Source organism: Labrenzia sp. CP4 (genome assembly GCF_001579905.1).
GTDB classification, from domain to species: domain Bacteria; phylum Pseudomonadota; class Alphaproteobacteria; order Rhizobiales; family Stappiaceae; genus Roseibium; species Roseibium algicola.
Genome location: NZ_CP011927.1, coordinates 3,768,473 through 3,784,609, shown reverse-complemented (window position 1 = coordinate 3,784,609; position 16,137 = coordinate 3,768,473). Strand labels below are relative to the sequence as shown.

The 16,137-nt window shown below is 59.1% G+C and carries 14 protein-coding genes; 9 read left to right on the top strand and 5 right to left on the bottom strand.

Annotation, left to right across the window (positions count from 1 at the left end):
- Nucleotides 1-68 precede the first annotated feature (68 nt).
- Genes ACP90_RS17380 through ACP90_RS17370 form a run of 3 tightly spaced genes read right to left on the bottom strand, consistent with a single transcriptional unit; the run spans nucleotide 69 to nucleotide 5,317 of the window.
- Entirely contained in the window at nucleotides 69-3,632 is a 3,564-nt protein-coding gene (locus ACP90_RS17380) for an efflux RND transporter permease subunit (RefSeq protein ID WP_062489068.1), read from the bottom strand.
- A complete protein-coding gene (locus ACP90_RS17375; protein WP_062489067.1) occupies nucleotides 3,629-4,732 on the bottom strand; it encodes an efflux RND transporter periplasmic adaptor subunit in 1,104 nt (367 codons plus the stop codon). Before ACP90_RS17375 ends, ACP90_RS17380 begins: the two co-directional genes overlap by 4 nt.
- Before the next feature lie 27 nt (nucleotides 4,733-4,759).
- The gene (locus tag ACP90_RS17370) at nucleotides 4,760-5,317 is read right to left on the bottom strand and encodes a helix-turn-helix transcriptional regulator (protein ID WP_023003940.1); all 558 of its coding nucleotides are present in this window, start codon (nucleotides 5,315-5,317) and stop codon (nucleotides 4,760-4,762) included.
- Nucleotides 5,318-5,624: 307 nt separating this feature from the next.
- On the opposite strand from ACP90_RS17370, the gene ACP90_RS17365 reads away from it, so the two are divergent.
- Entirely contained in the window at nucleotides 5,625-6,011 is a 387-nt protein-coding gene (locus ACP90_RS17365) for a hypothetical protein (RefSeq protein WP_062489066.1), read from the top strand.
- 681 nt (nucleotides 6,012-6,692) lie between these two features.
- Complete coding sequence (locus tag ACP90_RS17360) at nucleotides 6,693-6,977, top strand: hypothetical protein (RefSeq protein ID WP_145915789.1); 285 nt, start codon at nucleotides 6,693-6,695, stop codon at nucleotides 6,975-6,977.
- Between the two features lie 11 nt (nucleotides 6,978-6,988).
- Here the strand turns inward: ACP90_RS17360 and pcaF are convergent, their stop codons facing one another.
- Nucleotides 6,989-8,191: a 3-oxoadipyl-CoA thiolase gene (gene pcaF, locus ACP90_RS17355; RefSeq protein WP_023003943.1), complete on the bottom strand. Its 1,203-nt coding sequence runs from the start codon at nucleotides 8,189-8,191 to the stop codon at nucleotides 6,989-6,991.
- A 118-nt stretch (nucleotides 8,192-8,309) separates the two neighbouring features.
- Nucleotides 8,310-9,713 (bottom strand): mannose-1-phosphate guanylyltransferase/mannose-6-phosphate isomerase, encoded by a 1,404-nt coding sequence (locus tag ACP90_RS17350; RefSeq protein WP_082809936.1) that lies wholly within the window; start codon nucleotides 9,711-9,713, stop codon nucleotides 8,310-8,312.
- A 171-nt stretch (nucleotides 9,714-9,884) separates the two neighbouring features.
- Here ACP90_RS17350 and ACP90_RS17345 point away from each other — a divergent pair, with 171 nt between their 5' ends.
- The 7 genes from ACP90_RS17345 to ACP90_RS17315 all read left to right on the top strand — a co-directional run bounded on the left by ACP90_RS17345 (nucleotide 9,885) and on the right by ACP90_RS17315 (nucleotide 16,093).
- The gene (locus tag ACP90_RS17345; protein WP_055653619.1) at nucleotides 9,885-10,727 is read left to right on the top strand and encodes a metal ABC transporter ATP-binding protein; all 843 of its coding nucleotides are present in this window, start codon (nucleotides 9,885-9,887) and stop codon (nucleotides 10,725-10,727) included.
- Nucleotides 10,717-11,544 carry a zinc ABC transporter permease subunit ZnuB gene (znuB, locus tag ACP90_RS17340; protein WP_023003946.1) on the top strand — a complete coding sequence of 276 codons (828 nt, stop codon included), beginning with the start codon at nucleotides 10,717-10,719 and terminating at the stop codon, nucleotides 11,542-11,544. The genes ACP90_RS17345 and znuB overlap by 11 nt, the downstream gene beginning before the upstream one ends.
- Nucleotides 11,541-11,948, top strand: coding sequence for a Fur family transcriptional regulator (locus ACP90_RS17335; RefSeq protein ID WP_023003947.1), 408 nt, complete (start codon nucleotides 11,541-11,543; stop codon nucleotides 11,946-11,948). The genes znuB and ACP90_RS17335 overlap by 4 nt, the downstream gene beginning before the upstream one ends.
- Nucleotides 11,949-12,034: 86 nt before the next feature.
- Nucleotides 12,035-13,174, top strand: coding sequence for a Gfo/Idh/MocA family oxidoreductase (locus tag ACP90_RS17330; RefSeq protein ID WP_062489063.1), 1,140 nt, complete (start codon nucleotides 12,035-12,037; stop codon nucleotides 13,172-13,174).
- A 100-nt stretch (nucleotides 13,175-13,274) separates the two neighbouring features.
- Complete coding sequence (locus ACP90_RS17325; protein ID WP_062489062.1) at nucleotides 13,275-13,859, top strand: NnrU family protein; 585 nt, start codon at nucleotides 13,275-13,277, stop codon at nucleotides 13,857-13,859.
- Nucleotides 13,860-14,060: 201 nt separating this feature from the next.
- Nucleotides 14,061-14,744 (top strand): tetratricopeptide repeat protein, encoded by a 684-nt coding sequence (locus tag ACP90_RS17320; protein ID WP_023003950.1) that lies wholly within the window; start codon nucleotides 14,061-14,063, stop codon nucleotides 14,742-14,744.
- On the top strand, nucleotides 14,741-16,093 hold the full coding sequence (locus ACP90_RS17315; protein WP_062489061.1) for a PQQ-binding-like beta-propeller repeat protein: 1,353 nt from the start codon (nucleotides 14,741-14,743) through the stop codon (nucleotides 16,091-16,093). The genes ACP90_RS17320 and ACP90_RS17315 overlap by 4 nt, the downstream gene beginning before the upstream one ends.
- Nucleotides 16,094-16,137: the final 44 nt, after the last annotated feature.

Genomic DNA, 16,137 nt, shown 5'->3' with positions numbered 1-16,137 from the left:
CACGCTGCGTGTTGCAAACAAAAAGGCCGCCGGAAACCGGCGGCCTTTTTGCTTGGAGGCGCTTAGGATCACTCTGCCGCGTGCGGCAGTTCCTCCTGCGGGGGGATTTTCGGTTGCGACGGCTTCGGCATGGAAACCACCTTTGCAGCCGGGCGCTGTTCGGGCTGATCGCCAAGAGCCACAGGTTCCGGAGTTACCTCCTCGGTGGCAGTACCTGGCTTGCGCCGAACGGTGGACACCACCTTCCAGAAGGTGCTTGACCATACACTCGGCAGCGCAATCATGACCGGGATCATCAGCAGCGTCAGCAAGGTGGAGAAAGCAAGGCCGGATATGACCGCCGTTGCCAGCTGCACCCACCAGACCGCCGTGATGCCGCCATAGGTGATCACCTGATTGAAGAAATCGAAGTTGATCATGGTGGCCATGGGCACCAGGCCGGCGATGGTCGTGATGGTGGTCAGCAGGATCGGCCGGATACGCTGAGCGGATGTTTTCAGGATCGCGTCCAGCGGGGGAAGGCCGTCATGAAGGAACCTGTTGTAGGTATCGATCAGAACGATGGCATTGTTGACCACAATCCCGGCAAGCGCCACCACCCCGGTCCCGGTCATGATGATCGAGAACGGCTGATTGGTGACGAGCATTCCGAGCAGCACCCCGAACACTGACAGAACCACCGTCGAGAGTGTCAGGATCGTCTGGTAGAACGAGTTGAACTGGGTCAGCAGGATCAGGAACATCAGGAACAGCGATGCCACCATCGCCTTCATCAGGAACTCGCCAGACTCCTGCTGGTCCTCATCCGCGCCGCGGAATTTCAGAAACACGTTGGCAGGCCATTCCTGCGTATCCAGCCACTTCTGAAGATCTGCAACCTGTTCTGTCGGCGTGGAACCGCTTTCCGGATTGACCGCCGCCTTCACGAACATGGAATAGAGCCCGTCACGACGCACGATTTCCGACACCTTCTGGGCCGGCTCGCGGCTGACGAAGTTTGCCAGCGGCACCAGTCCAAGCGAGGTCTGCAGCCGCAGCTGGTCGAACCGGTCAATGGTCCGCTCGTTCTCCGGCAGGCGAACGCGAATGTCCACCTCGTCCTCGCTGTCTCCGGGACGATAGGTGCCGATCAGAACACCGTTGGTGACCAGCTGGACCATGTTGCCAACGGAAGCGATGCTTGCCTGGTAGCGGCCGGCCTGTTCCCGATCGATGGAGATCTGCCATTCGATGCCGGGCAGGGGACGGTCGTCCTCCTGGTTCATCAGCGTATCCATGCCGTTGATGTGCTCGCGAATGCGGGCGACAGCAGCAACCATGTCGTTGTAATCGGTGGACTTGATCTCCAGCTGAACGTCCTTGCCCGTTGGCGGACCACCTTCGATCTTGCGGGTCTCCACCTTGATGCCGGGGATATCACTGGTCGCGTTACGGATGTCGGCGAAGATCTCCTTCGCCACCCGGCGGCAGCAGAAGTCTGCAAGCTCGATATTGATCTCGCCCATCACGTCGGCAGGCTTGTCCTGGACGTCGCCGACGGAGGGGCCGCCGGACGAACCACCTGGTGTGAACGCGTTGGTGATGACATTGTCGACGCCCGGAATGGACATGATCCTGTCTTCAACCTGCACAACGAGATCGCGCGCTTCCGAGGCAGACATGTTGCCACGGCCGGAAACAAGAACCACCGCTTGTTCCGGTTCTTCATCGATGAAGAACTGAACACCGGTCGGGTTCGCCATGAACGCGCCGACGATCGCAAAGCAACTGCCGATCAGCAGCACGATGGCGGCGATGTTACCGATCGGGTTGCCTGCAAACATCTTCAGGATGCGAACATAGATGCCGGTGAACCCGCTTACTTTCTTGACATCGAAAGCTTCGGAGCCGGAAAGGGCGGCAGCTTCCGCACGTTCCTTTTCGGCTCTCTTGGCAGCTCGTGCCTGAGACCAGCGCACAAACGGACGCAGCAGCTTGTAGGAAACAAAGCCGACAAGGACGAGGGCCACCAGGCCGCACAGGATGGCGATGCCGATTGCAGCCACCGCTGGTACGACGCCTTCGAGAGCCATCGGTACGAACGGGCCGAATCCGACAATGACGGCGGCCAGAACGCCAAATGTCAGTGCCAGAAGTCCAGCGGCATACCTGTTCAGGAAATGCGAGACCTGGGCCAGGATGCCCCCTGTCACCGGCAGGAACACCATGGCGGTGAACAGCGAGGCGGTCAGGACGATGATCACCATGATCGGCAGGTAGCTCATGAACTCGCCGGCAACACCCGGCCACAGCAGCATGGGCAGGAACGCTACAAGTGTGGTGGCCGTCGAGGAGACGATCGGCCAGAACATCAGCTTCGCGGCACGGATATAGGCCTCGCGGTCTTCCATGCCTTCCTGGATCTTGCGGTCGGCATATTCGGTCATCACGATGGCGCCGTCGACCAGCAGGCCAACGGTCAGAACGAGGCCGAACATGACCATGTTGTTGACCGTGTAGCCAACGCCGCCAAGGATCAGGAAGCCAACCATGAAGGAGGTCGGGATCGCCAGACCCACGAGCAGCGCGGAGCGCATGCCAAGCGCCGCCAGAACCAGGATCATCACCAGGAAGATCGCCGTCAGGATCGACGATTGCAGCGAGCCAAGCACTTCGAAGATGTTGTTGGACTGGTCGAGCATCATGTCGACACGAACGGTTTCCGGCCAGTCCTTGGAGGCATGTTCGACAACTTCACGGACTGCCGCGTTGTTCTCGATGATGTTGGTGCCGATACGCTTGACGACCTGAAGAGCAATTGCCCGGTTGCCATTGACGCGTGTGTAGGCGTTGGGATCCTTGAAGGTACGCCGGATCTCGGCGACATCTGCAAGGGTCACGACACCTTCACCGCTCTGTTTCAGCGGCAGCGTGTAGACATCCTCTGCGGTTTCTACGAGGCCGGGTACCTTAACGTTGAAGCGACCCTTGCCGCCGTCGATAAAGCCCGCAGGAACAAGCTGGTTGTTGAGCTGCAGCGAGTTCAGGAGCTCCTGCTGGGTGATCGAGTAGGATTCCAGTTTCTGGGTGTCGATCAGGACTTCCAGCAGCTCTTCACGATGCCCGGTCAGATCCGCCGACCGGACGGTGTCGATAGCCTCGATCTCGTCCTTGAGACGCCGGGCGTGCTTGTAGAGCGTGCGCTCCGGCACGTTGCCCGACAAGGCGATGATCATGGTCGGCGCAAGTGCGAAGTTCATTTCCGTGATCGTCGGCTCTTCAGCCTCGTCCGGCAGCTTGCTCTTGGCCTGGTCGACCTTGTCGCGCACGTCCGCCAGCGCCTCGTCCTTGTTGAACGAGATGTCGAATTCCAGCACGATGCCGGCATGACTTTCCGACGCGATCGCGGTGATTTCCTTCAACCCGTCAAGGCCACGCAACTCCGTTTCCATCGGCCGCACGAGCAGGCGCTCGGAATCTTCCGGAGAAATGCCCTGCTGGGTGATCGAAATGTAGAAGATCGGCAGATCGATGTCCGGGCTGGCTTCTTTCGGGATCGAGATATAGGTGGCGACACCGGCAACGATCAGCGCCAGCATCATCACGAATACCGTCTTGGGGCGCCGAAGGACGCCTTCAAGCATGTCTATCATTGACTCACCTCTGCCGTCTCAAAGACCGGTTGCACGAGTTCTCCATCCGAGACGTATTCCTGCCCCACGGTGATGGCGACGACTTCGTCGGGAAGACCGCCGATCCACATTCCGTCCTGTTCTCCACCCAGCACCTTGACGGGGTAGAAGACAGTCTTGTTGTTTTCATCGACTGCACGAATGCCGACCTGGCCGGCGTCGTTCAACGTCAGAATTGCTGGCGAAATCTTGTGTGCTTTCTCCGCAGCCAGCTCCAGCTTGGTGACTGCCGTCACGCCGTCCCTGGCCTTGCCGTCGGGATTGGGGAGCTCGATCTCGATACGGAAGGTTTTCGTGTCCGGATTTGCCGTCGGCGAGATGTAACGCACCTTGCCGCTGAGCGATTCACCCGTCACGAGCGTGACCGTTGCCGGCATGTCCAGCGAGATCTCGGAAATATTCAGTTCCGACACTTCGCCGATGGCAATCATCGGATCCGCATCAACCACCGTCGCGCAGATGCCGCCTTGTTCAAGCTGTGCGCCGATTTCAGCCATGGGGCTCTGGATGACGCCGGCAATCGGCGAGCGGATAACTGTGTGTTCCAGCTCCTGCTCGGCCTCAATCAGGCGCGCCTTTGCAGCATCGAGCTGGGCCTGCAGGGCAGCCACACGGGTTTGAGCGGTAAAGCCCTTGCTGTTCAACTGAGTTGCTGCCTCATGGTCCAGTTGCGCCTGAGCCAGGGCAGCCTTGGCTTCCAGAATGCGTGACTGCCGCGATCCCTTGTCGAGAACACAAAGCACATCGCCGGCGGCGACATGCGCGCCTTCCTGCGCCGGGCGCTCCACCACATCATCGGTTGTCTTGGATCTGACAGCCACCGTGGCTTCGGCTTCGGTGCGCCCGCGCACTTCCAGAACGGCTCGACGGTCTTGCGCCACAAGACGTTCCACCTGAACGCGGAAGGTCTCGGTGGAGGCCTGGCTGACCCTGAGCGCCGGGGGCGGGGTGGCATGTTCGCTGTCGCCGACACCACCGATCACCATCGTGCCGCTATACATCCAGAAACCGATGCCGGCCGCGATGCCGGTCGCCAGGAGGTAGGAAAACTTCACTCGCATTGTCTAAAGCTCCGAAACGTCTTGCGCTTACTCCGCGGCGGCCGCAACCGGCTGCGCCGCTTCTTCAGCAATCCTGATCAGTGCCTCACCGTGTTCTTCCAGGTAGGCGAGGGTGAAATTCATGCAGGCAATGCCGTATTCACGGGTCCAATTGGACCCGGGGTGCGAACATTCCTGGTCTTTTTCGTTGTCTGTCAGCAGGCGCAATTCAGCGTGCACCTGCGCCTTGCGCCGTTCGACCGCGCGGCGGATGACCTCGGGAGGCAGTTGCGCGGCGTTGAGGGCGATCAGCAGAAAGGGTGATTTGAAAGTGTCCGGCGCCTGTGGATCGCACAGGGACTGGATGAAGTCTTCCCGGCCGGCATCGGTGATGGAATAGACCTTGCGGGCAGGTTTGCCTGCCTGCGGCTCCTCGCGCACGGTTACAAGCCCTTCCGATTCCAGACGCGCCAGCGCCGGATAGATCGAGCCGAAGCTCGCATCATCAAAATAGCTGAACCGGCCTTCGGTCGACTCCTTCCGGATTTCGTATCCGGTGGCATCCCCGAAAGAAAGGATTGCGAGGCAGAGACTGCGTACACTCATTGACAACTCCGTGCCTGGGAGCGTCCTCCCGGCATGATGGCCTTCATACGAGCCCGGTTGCGATCCGGATGACGCTATAGGCATCGTAAGAAGTGTCATATGTTGGTTCGATATATCGAACAAATATATGCTCACGCATTTGTAATCAAGAGTGCGCTGCACAAATCTTGCGTCGAAGATGAATAAACTATGAGCTGATCTTCAAAATGATCTTAATCGGTCTATTTGACAGGTTGTTGGCAGGTATCGATCGGCGCTAGGCTGATCATGCATCGCAACAGCAATCGCAGAGCGAGGAGTGCGCGACATGGCATTGTCGATGAAGGGGCCAGTTCGCTTGAAGCTTCCGAGAGATCCCTTGTTTCGTCTGCTTGCAGTCAACGGCCTGGCGGGAACGGCAATTGCCGGCCTCGTGCTCGGCGGCATTTTCCTCGGCAATATCGGTAATCTGAGAGTGCTTGTCATGTCGGCAGAGGACCCAGTGCTGCCGGTCATCATGCTGGCATTCGGCCTGTTCATCACGCTCGGGTCCGTGGTCATGGGCTCAGCCATCATGTTGTTGGGTGAAACCGGCCGAAGCGGAAAAGGCGGAGGTGGGGCCGCAAGGCGCAGACTGCCGATATCTTTCACCGGGCAAATGAAACCGGTGCCGGTTCCAGCCAGAGCAAATCGCGGGCACGATCTGCACCGGTGAACCTTCTCGGTCAGTTCGGCACCTTGCGTAAACGGTCAATGAGCGAGTTGCTGGTAAACTGACTTGGCCTTGGCGGAAGTCGAGGGTTGTGGCCCCAAATCAGCAAACAAGGTCATGGCCGCAGCTGCTAAAAGTAGCAGCAATCCCAGGGATGAGAGCCTCATCTCACCGGTCCTTTCGATCATGACGTCCTCCGTTTTGATGCCGCGCTTATACAGTCGCAGGATCTAAAGTCCCGGTAATACCGCATGTAAAATTTTACGTACCTGCAAATACCTACAGGCAAATCTGACAGTGCCCCGTTTCCGGTGCCGGGAAGGGGCGGCCAGGTCATGTAGCTGAAGGACTGTCAGTACGTCCGCAGTGGTCCGTTCCAGGATCGGGAAGCGAAGAAGGGTAGGTCTCCGAACAGCGCAGACCGCTGTTAACCATGGCGTTCGAAAAAAACGGGCGAACTGCAAGGACAGGTTGCAGATCTCCCACGCGCCCTGTACGACCAATGGTAGATTAACGTTTTGTTAATTATTCATTGGGGTTGCAATGCGATTTCTTTTGAGAAACTTGCACGTTTTTGTTTTTGTTAGCCTTTCAGCGTCAATCGCCTTTTGGGTTGCTAGCCATTCCGACCAGGCGGTAGAGGTTGCGCAGCCACTGGTCGAAGACGCAGTCGAGCTTCATGTGATGGCGGAAAATGCCCTGCGCGAAATCGGTCAACTGGACCTGGAAAAAGCGGCAGATGAGGCGATTTCCTACTATGTCGCGACGCTGCGCATGCCCAGCCTGCTCTTCGAAAGGCTGTCGGATGAACTGGGCGAAGTCAGCGAGACGATGGAAAAGAGGGGGCAGTCAGGGCCTTTTCCTCAGATAGCAACACCTGCCGCAAAAGACCGGCCGGTGCCGGTGGGGACTGGCCCGAGCCGGTATTGGCGCACTGGTGAAGACCGGCACGCCAAACTGTCGATCTGATCAGAAACGCCTCACGCTGATGCCAGAGCCAGCGCTATACCCTGGCCGACACCGATGCACATGGTGGCAAGCGCCAGGTTTCCATCCCGTTTTTTCAGTTCCAGTGCTGCTGTTCCCGTGATTCTGGCGCCAGACATCCCCAACGGATGGCCGAGTGCAATCGCACCGCCGTTCGGATTGAGGATTTCGCTGTCTTCGGGCAGGCCAAGGTCTCGCATGACCGCAATGCCCTGGGCGGCGAAAGCTTCGTTGAGTTCGATCACGTCGAACTCCGGCAGCGCGATTCCGAGGCGCGCGCAGAGCTTGCGCGTCGCCGGCGCGGGGCCAATCCCCATGATCCGCGGCGGAACGCCGGCGGTGGCTCCACCGACGACGCGGGCGATCGGCGTGAGATTGTGCTTGGCCACCGCTGCTTCCGACGCGATCAGCAAAGCCGCAGCACCGTCGTTGACACCGGACGCGTTGCCGGCGGTCACCGAACCATTTTCACGGAACGGTGTCTTGAGTGCCGAAAGGGCCTCCAGGGTTGTGTTCCTGGGGTGTTCGTCCTTGTCCACTAGAATAGGGTCGCCCTTGCGCTGGGGGATCATCACGGGAACGATTTCTTCGGCGAACCGACCGGATTGCTGAGCGGCGGCGGCTCGCTGCTGGCTGCGCAGCGCGAAGGCATCCTGGTCCTGTCGCGAGATCTGGAATTGTTCGGCAACGTTTTCCGCCGTTTCCGGCATGGAATCGATACCATATTGGCGTTTGAGAAGCGGATTGACGAAGCGCCAGCCGATTGTCGTGTCGAAGATTTCAGCCGAGCGGGAAAAGGCGGTGTCTGCCTTTGGCATGACAAAAGGTGCGCGGGACATGCTTTCAACGCCGCCTGCGATGGCCAGATCGATTTCGCCGGCCTTGATCGCCCTGGCCGCAGTCATCACGGCATCCATTCCCGAACCACAAAGCCGGTTGAGCGTCAGACCGGGAACTGTCTCCGGCAGGCCCGCCAACAGTGCCGACATGCGCGCGACGTTTCGGTTGTCTTCACCGGCCTGGTTGGCACATCCATAAAAGACGTCATCTACCTCGGCCCAGTCCGTGTCCGGATTGCGCTCCATGAGGGCGCTGATGGGGATCGCACCTAGATCGTCAGCGCGGACAGAGGACAGCATGCCGCCATAGCGTCCGATGGGGGTGCGGACATAATCGCAAATGAAGACATGATGCATGAGCGTTTTCCTCTCCGTCGCGTGGCGTTGGCCTCTGGGGCATGGTCGCGAATTGAGGTGAAGTCTTGCCGGAAATCATCTGGCAGGGCAAGAACACATCACAGGAAAAACGATCTCGTCAGGAGTTTTGTGATGTTTCCGGATGGCGCCGGATATCGTCTTCCTGCAGGTAGGTTCCGGACTGCACCTCAATCATCCGCACCGGAATCTTGCCCGGGTTATGCAACGTGTGCTGCGCTCCAAGCGGCACATATGCGGACTGGTTTTCGCTGAGCAGGCGCGTTTCGCCATTGATCGTGATCTCGAGCGTACCGGACACCACCACCCAGTGCTCGGTCCGGTGAAGGTGGCTTTGCAGGCTGAGCCTCTTTCCCGGCTTGATCATCATCGACTGAACGGAAAAACGCTCGCCGGCGTTGATGCGTTCGGTGTAGCCCCAAGGACGATAGGACCTCGGGTGACGGTCCACCTCATGCCTGCCTTCCGCCTTCAGTTGCTCCACAACGGTCTTGACGTCCTGCGCCTTGTCCTTGTGGGCAACAAGCACGCTGTCGGTCGTGGCGATCACCATGACATCCTCAAGGCCGATAACGGATACGAGCCCGCGTTCAGCATAGGCCAGGCAGTTGTTGCTATCGAGAAAGCGGGCATCGCCCAATCCGGAATTGCCCTGGGCATCCTTGTCCAGGACCGTCCAGATCGCCGACCAGGAACCCAGGTCGTCCCATTCCGGTGCAACGGGCGCGCAGACGACGTTGTCCGCCTTTTCCATGATGGCGTAGTCGATGGAAATGTTGTCCAGTGCTTCGAAGGCTTCCTGGTTCAGTCGCGTAAAATCCAGATCCCCATGCCGTGTCTTCATGACGGCGACGATGTTCTCGTAAAGCTCCGGCTGGTGCTTCTTGAAAGCATCAATCATCGTATTGGCGGCATAAAGAAAGATACCGGCATTCCAGACATAGCTGCCGTCCTTCAGGAAGGCATCGGCACGGTCCTGGTCAGGCTTCTCGACAAAGGCTTCCACAGGCCGCACAGGCTCGCTGCCACTTGCAACCTTGATGTATCCGTATCCGGTATTGGCTTCGCTGGGTTCGATGCCGAAGGTCACGATCTTGCCTGCGCGAGCTGCTGTCTCCGCCTGATGGACGGCAGTCAGGAAAAGATCTTCCTTCCGGATCAGATGGTCGGATGGCAACAGCAGGATCAGGGCGTTCGGGTCGGTTTCAGCGGCAATCAACGCTGCCATCAGGGCAGGGGGCGCTGTATTTCGGCCGACAGGCTCAAGCAGGATCGACCGGGCTTCGAGCCCCAGTTCGTTGAGCTGCTCGCCGATCAGAAACCGGTGAGCATTGCTGCCGATCACGATCGGAGCGGCAAAGTCCGGCCGATTGACGCGCTTGCAGGTTTTCTGGAACAGACTTTCCCCGCCAAACAGTGGCAAAAACTGTTTTGGCCGGTCGGTGCGTGACAGCGGCCACAGCCGCGAACCGACACCACCGGACAAAATACAAGGGAAAATCATGCTTTGCTTCCTGTTCTGCTGGCACATTCGGGCGCTTGCGGGCGCACCGGTGTTGCTTTGAGTGTTAATCAGCACCGGGACAAGTTGCAAGCAAGTGGCTTGAACGCTACATACGTAATAACGTAACGCCAGGGCGTTGGTTCCCAAAGAGCGCAGCAGGCTTTCAGGACTATGACAAATTCGGATACCAGGCTTGTTCAGCTTGACCGCGCAGGCATCCGCAAAGGCGGTGAATGGCTGGTGCGCGGCGTAGATCTATCGGTTTCTCCGGGTGAAATCGTGACGCTTATCGGGCCCAACGGTTCCGGCAAGTCGACAACGGCCAAGATGGCGCTTGGGATCCTGAGCCCGAGCGAAGGCCGTGCCGAACGCAAGCCCGGCCTGAAAATTGGCTATGTGCCGCAGAAGCTCGCCATCGACTGGACGTTGCCGCTGACGGTCGCCAGGTTCATGCGGCTGACGAACCCCCTGTCCGATGCCGAATGCCGCGCTGCGCTGGCGCGCACCGGCGCTGAAAGGCTGATGACTTCTCAGATGCGCACGCTCTCCGGCGGTGAAATGCAGCGTGTCATGCTGGCGCGCGCGATTGCCCGCAATCCCGGGCTGCTGGTGTTGGACGAGCCGGTGCAAGGCGTGGATTATGCCGGAGAGATCGCGATCTACGACCTCATTTCCGAAATCCGCAACACGCTTGGCTGCGGCATCCTGATGATCTCTCACGATCTTCATGTCGTCATGGCGGCAGCAGATCAGGTGATTTGCCTCAATGGTCATGTTTGCTGCCGCGGAACCCCTTCTGACGTCAGCCGTGACGACCGGTATCATGCGCTGTTTGGCAACCGGCGCAATGCGGCGATTGCCGTCTATGAACATCATCATGACCACGTGCATCTGCCGGATGGAAAGGTGCGCCACGCGGACGGTTCGCTGTGTTCCTCCTGTTCCGGCGAGCATCATCACGCACCTGCCGACGCGGCTGCGGAGAAAGAAGGCGGCATTAGAAATGCTGGATGATTTCTTCACCCGTGCACTCATTGCCGGCATAGGTGTGGCACTTGTTGCAGGACCGCTTGGCTGTTTCATCGTCTGGCGTCGCATGGCCTATTTCGGCGATACGCTGTCCCATGCAGCCTTGCTGGGCGTTGCCCTGTCGTTGCTCCTCAACGTCAACACCACGTTGGCCGTCGGGGTTGTTTCCATCCTTCTGGCGATCGTGCTGATGGCACTGAGGCGCAGTGACACGCTGTCTTCCGATGCATTGCTTGGCTTGCTGTCCCATTCCGCGCTCGCCCTGGGATTGGTCTGTCTGGCCTTCATGACATGGGTCCGGGTCGATCTGCTGGGGCTGCTCTTCGGCGATATCCTGGCCGTCACACCCATGGACATTGCCATGATCTACGCTGGCGGTGCCATCGTGCTCGGTGTCCTCGTGGTCATCTGGCGCCGCCTGTTCGCAGCAACGGTCAGTCCGGACCTTGCCGCGGGCGAGGGGCTGAAGCCTGAGCGGACCGAGCTGATCTTCATGCTGCTGACGGCAATCGTTATCGCCATTTCTCTGAAGATTATCGGCGCGCTGCTGATCACCGCGCTGCTGATCATTCCCGCCGCCGCCGCCCGGCGCCTGTCGGCATCGCCGGAACAGATGGCGGTGATCGCAGCCCTGACAGGAGCCGCCGCCGTCGTCGGCGGGCTCTATAGTTCGCTTGCCTACGATACCCCGTCCGGCCCCTCCATCGTCGTTGCGGCGATGGCACTGTTTGTCGTCAGTCTTGTCCCGGGCGTGCAAATCGTGAGAAGGGTGAGATCGAGCACGAAAGGAGATCGTCCGTGAGCGTTGAGACACATCCCGAACTGACCAAGAACCAGGCCCTGGTGTTCGGCTCGTTGTCGGACGCGGGCGGACCTTTGACGGCCTATGCGATTCTCGATCTGTTGCGCGACAGCGGTTTCCGTGCGCCGTTGCAGGTCTACCGGGCTCTCGACAAGCTGGTGGAATACGGAATGGTCCACCGGCTGGAAAGCCTCAATGCCTTTGTGGCCTGTTCCCACAAGGGCTGCTCCGGTCATGGCACGGCTGCCTTCGCCATCTGTGAAAAATGTGGTGTCGTCAGCGAGTTTACGCCGGACAAGGCCATTTCCCTCCTGAGGGAATGGACACAGAGCGAAGGCTTCCAGTTGTCCCGGACGACCATCGAACTGCGCGGCACCTGCCGGCAGTGCACCATGCCGATGTAACCCTGGCGGCGTTTCCCGGCATCCATTTGATTTCCGAGACACTGTCTTTGTTCTAGGATGTCTGCATCGAATCCCCGGAGAGGTTCATGGCAGACAAACTGGGCATCGGCATCATCGGATGCGGCACCATCTCAAAGACCTATTTTGATTTGGCGCCAAAGTTCAATGGCCTTGAAATCAGGGCCTGTGCGGATCTGAACCGTCATGCTGCGGAAGAGCTCGCATCCGAATACGGCGTGCGTGCACTCACCGTGCACGACCTGCTTCTGGCGGATGATGTCGATCTGATCGTCAATCTGACTGTTCCCGATGCCCATTATCTCGTTTCCCATGAAATCCTGGCACACGGGAAGCATGTCTATTCGGAAAAACCTCTGGCTCTGTCGATCCGGGACGGGCAGGCGCTTGCCGATTTTGCGCGCAAAAAACATCTGAGGGTCGGGTGTGCACCGGATACGTTTCTCGGCGGGGCACATCAGATTGCCCGCAAGGCAGTTGACGAAGGACTGATCGGAGAAATCGTTGGCGGCACGTGCCATGTCATGAGTCACGGCATGGAACATTGGCATCCCAACCCGGACTTCTTCTTCAAACCGGGAGGGGGGCCGGTTCTCGACCTCGGACCTTATTATATTGCCGCGTTGCTCAATCTGATCGGCCCGGTAAAGCGTGTGTGCGCAATGTCAGCCATGCCGTTCAAGACCCGGACGATCGGGAACGGCACTCGAAATGGTGAAAAGATCGATGTCTCCACCCCAACCACGATCCATGCGATTCTCGAGTTCCGGTCCGGTGCAAAAGTAACGCTGACGGCGAGCTGGGACGTCTGGGCACATAGGCACCAGCCTATGGAGCTTTACGGTACCCGGGGAACACTTTTTCTGGCCGACCCGAACTATTTCGGCGGAGACGTAAGCCTGGTCACCGAAGATGGAACGACAAAAGCATTAGACGATGCGATGCACCCGTTCGGTTTGGCGAATGTCGATGACAACGGCCTGCCGCGTGCGAACTACCGGGCTGCCGGTCTGGCAGACATGGTCCAGTCGATCCTGAGTGGAGACGACACCGAGTTCCGCTGTTCGCTCGAACGGGCACTGCATGCGGTCGACGTCATGGTGTCGATTTTGAAATCTGCCGAAACGGGAACGTTCATCGAAATCGAACACCAGGCCAGCCGTCCACAGGCGCTTGCTGCCGCCGAGGCAGTCAAATTGCTCGTCTGAAGCTGGTTGCAGGTGCACCGCCAGCCACCTATCTTCGCCGCAAGGGATGTCCGGGTCTGAGGGCACCCGGCCGCTTGCGGGCAAAAGAGGGAGAGCGGGAATGGCCTTGTTGATCGCCGGCCTTGTGCTGTTTTTGGGAATTCACACGTTGCCGATGTTTCCGGCAACGCGCAATGGGCTGGTCTCAAGGCTCGGCGAAACACCGTACAAGGGGCTATATACGCTCTTGTCGTTCGTCGGTCTGGGGCTGATTGTTTACGGTTATGGCGTGGCCCGTTTTGAAGGCCCGCCGGTGCTGTACGATCCGCCGTTCTGGCTGCGCCACGTCACAATGCTGTTCATGGTTCCTGTTTTCATTTTCCTTGTCGCTGCCTATGTGCCGTCGCGGATCAAGACAGTCCTGAAACATCCGATGCTGGTAGCCGTAAAACTGTGGGCATTGGCTCACCTTCTGGCAAATGGCGATCTGGCTTCGGTGCTTTTGTTTGGCGGTTTTCTCGCCTGGGCAGTGGCAGACCGGATTTCGGTCAAGCGCCGCGGGCCCGGCGCAGGGCAGATAGGTGCACTGGCAACGGCCAAGCCAGGAAAATACTCCGATTTTGTCGTGATTCTGTTGGGCTTGGTCCTCTACGGGCTGTTCGCGTGGAAGCTGCACGCCTTGTTGATCGGCGTTCCGGTGGCCTGATAGCGGTCGCGGAGCTTGAAATTACGTTAGAAATCCGGCATTCCGTGCCGGATTGCCCCACTTGCGCCATGAAGGACCGATTTAAGCCCCTTCAGGGAATTGCCCGAGCCGGATCAAGTGGATAATGTGCGCCACTCATGAAGGGGCCGTGCCCGGGCAGACGTGCCGGGCCGAAGAAGTGAATGCAGGAAATAGACACGCATGTCTGACATTTTTCGTGAAGTCGATGAAGATATCCGCCAGGAAAAATACCGTCGGCTTTGGGACCGCTTCGGTCCGTGGGTGCTTGGCGTTGCGGTCTTGATCATTGTCGGAACCGGCGGCTATCGCGGCTGGCTCTACTGGCAGGAACAGCAGTCCCAGAGCGCTGGCGACACGTTCTTTGAAGCCGTGAGGCTTTCCGAAGCCCAGAACTACGAAGAAGCAGCAGCTCTTTACGGTGAACTGGACAACGCCCTTGGCGGATACCCGGCCTTGGCGAAACTGCGCCAGGCAACCGATCTTTCCAATTCCGGCAAGACTGAAGAAGCCCTGGCCGAATTCGATGCCCTGTCGCGTGACACCAGCATCATGGATGCTCTTCGTGATGTTGCAGCGCTGCGTGCTGCTTATCTTGCCGTCGACACCCAAGGCTACGGCGATATTGCCGACCGGGTCGAGAAGCTGACCGGCGACACTGGTCCGTTCCGTGCAGCTGCACGCGAACTTCTTGCCCTAAGTGCATGGAAAGCCGGCGATATTGAAACAGCCCGTCAGTGGATTTCCGCTCTTGAAGACGACGCGGAAACACCGGCAGACGTGAGCCGCCGCGTGTCGATCCTGAGTGACGTGATCCGGTCCAGCAACGGCGAAGCCAAGGCGGACAGTGAAGGAAACAACCAGTGAGTTTTGTAACCGTTTCTTTCCGCAGACGCGGTGTTTTTGGTGCCATTGCGCTTTCGCTCGTCCTCACCGGTTGCGGGTCGGTCAGCGAATTTACCGAGAACATAAACCCGTTTGCTCGCGAGAAAATCCTCAAGGGTGAGCGCCAGCCCGTTTTCGACGGTGCCGATCCGGCAGCCGAAGCGCTTGGCCAGGCAGCAAAGGTCGGTTCTGCGACTGGCGGGCAGTCCTGGTCAACAGCCGGTGGTGGCCTGACCAACGATCCGGGCAACGTCGCCATATCCGTCTCCGGCAATCGTGCCTGGCGCGCTCAGGTCGGCTCGTCCGGCGGCGGGCTGACAACATCCGCACTTCGGGTGTCTTCCCGTCCGGTCAGCGATGGCAGCCGTATTTACGTCTACAAGCCGAATGGCGAAGTCGTAGCGTTGTCGACGGGTGGTGGACGCCAGTGGACCCAGAACCTGCGTCCGGAAGGCGAAAGGGATGTGGGGCCTGGTGGTGGTGTCGCTGTTGAAGGCGGCGTTGTCTACGCAGCCACCAGCTATCGTCAGGTGGCGGCTCTTGAAGCCGGCTCCGGCCGGGAAATCTGGAAAGTCGACATCGACACGCCGGCTCGTGGTGCGCCTGTTGCCGGTGCCGGGCACGTAATTGTCGTATCCCAGTCCAACGAAGTCTATGCCCTGAAGCAGTCTGACGGCAGCGTTGCCTGGACCTATGCAGGTATTGAGGAAACCGCTGGTCTGTTGTCTGCGGCCAATCCGGCCATTTCCGGCAACCGTGTCATCGTGCCATTCTCCTCAGGTGAAATCATGGCCATCGACATCAAGTCGGGCGAACCTGCCTGGATCGATGGCGTGTCGCGCGGCTTCAGGACACTTGCCCTGTCAGGTCTCGCGGACGTTTCGGCGAGCCCGGTTGTCTCCGGCAGTACGGTTTATGCCACCGGTGTTGCCGGCCGCACGGTTGCGGTGGATGCCCGCACCGGCCAGCGTCGCTGGGAACAGGATCTCGGCAGCGTGCACACGCCGGTTGTCTCCGGCAGCGCGTTGTTCATGGTTGATCTCGACGATCGTATGGTCGCCCTCAATCTGAAAAACGGGGAAACCCTCTGGGCAACGGCCTTGCCGCGTCCGGAAAAGAAGAAGAAGCGCCGCAACTGGGCTGGCCCGATCCTGGCGAATGGGGCACTGGTTGCCTTTTCCAGCGACGGTCAGATCGCAATCGTGGATGCCGCTTCTGGAAAAACCATGTTGACGCAGCGGACCAATATGGATGTCTATGTGACACCGATCGTCGCCGGAGGCCGGATTATCGTGCTGACAGGCAATGACGGCGTCGCTGCCTTCAACTAGCATTTGAGGCAGGGCCCGAGGAGGCCCGCCTATCAGGAGAAACT

What these genes read in the sequence shown, in the direction of transcription:
- ACP90_RS17380 (WP_062489068.1), bottom strand. Translation starts at nt 3,632, where the DNA reads ATGATAGACATGCTTGAAGGCGTCCTTCGGCGCCCCAAGACGGTATTC.
- ACP90_RS17375 (WP_062489067.1), bottom strand. Translation starts at nt 4,732, where the DNA reads ATGCGAGTGAAGTTTTCCTACCTCCTGGCGACCGGCATCGCGGCCGGC.
- ACP90_RS17370 (WP_023003940.1), bottom strand. Translation starts at nt 5,317, where the DNA reads ATGAGTGTACGCAGTCTCTGCCTCGCAATCCTTTCTTTCGGGGATGCC.
- ACP90_RS17365 (WP_062489066.1), top strand. Translation starts at nt 5,625, where the DNA reads ATGGCATTGTCGATGAAGGGGCCAGTTCGCTTGAAGCTTCCGAGAGAT.
- ACP90_RS17360 (WP_145915789.1), top strand. Translation starts at nt 6,693, where the DNA reads ATGGCGGAAAATGCCCTGCGCGAAATCGGTCAACTGGACCTGGAAAAA.
- pcaF (WP_023003943.1), bottom strand. Translation starts at nt 8,191, where the DNA reads ATGCATCATGTCTTCATTTGCGATTATGTCCGCACCCCCATCGGACGC.
- ACP90_RS17350 (WP_082809936.1), bottom strand. Translation starts at nt 9,713, where the DNA reads ATGATTTTCCCTTGTATTTTGTCCGGTGGTGTCGGTTCGCGGCTGTGG.
- ACP90_RS17345 (WP_055653619.1), top strand. Translation starts at nt 9,885, where the DNA reads ATGACAAATTCGGATACCAGGCTTGTTCAGCTTGACCGCGCAGGCATC.
- znuB (WP_023003946.1), top strand. Translation starts at nt 10,717, where the DNA reads ATGCTGGATGATTTCTTCACCCGTGCACTCATTGCCGGCATAGGTGTG.
- ACP90_RS17330 (WP_062489063.1), top strand. Translation starts at nt 12,035, where the DNA reads ATGGCAGACAAACTGGGCATCGGCATCATCGGATGCGGCACCATCTCA.
- ACP90_RS17325 (WP_062489062.1), top strand. Translation starts at nt 13,275, where the DNA reads ATGGCCTTGTTGATCGCCGGCCTTGTGCTGTTTTTGGGAATTCACACG.
- ACP90_RS17320 (WP_023003950.1), top strand. Translation starts at nt 14,061, where the DNA reads ATGTCTGACATTTTTCGTGAAGTCGATGAAGATATCCGCCAGGAAAAA.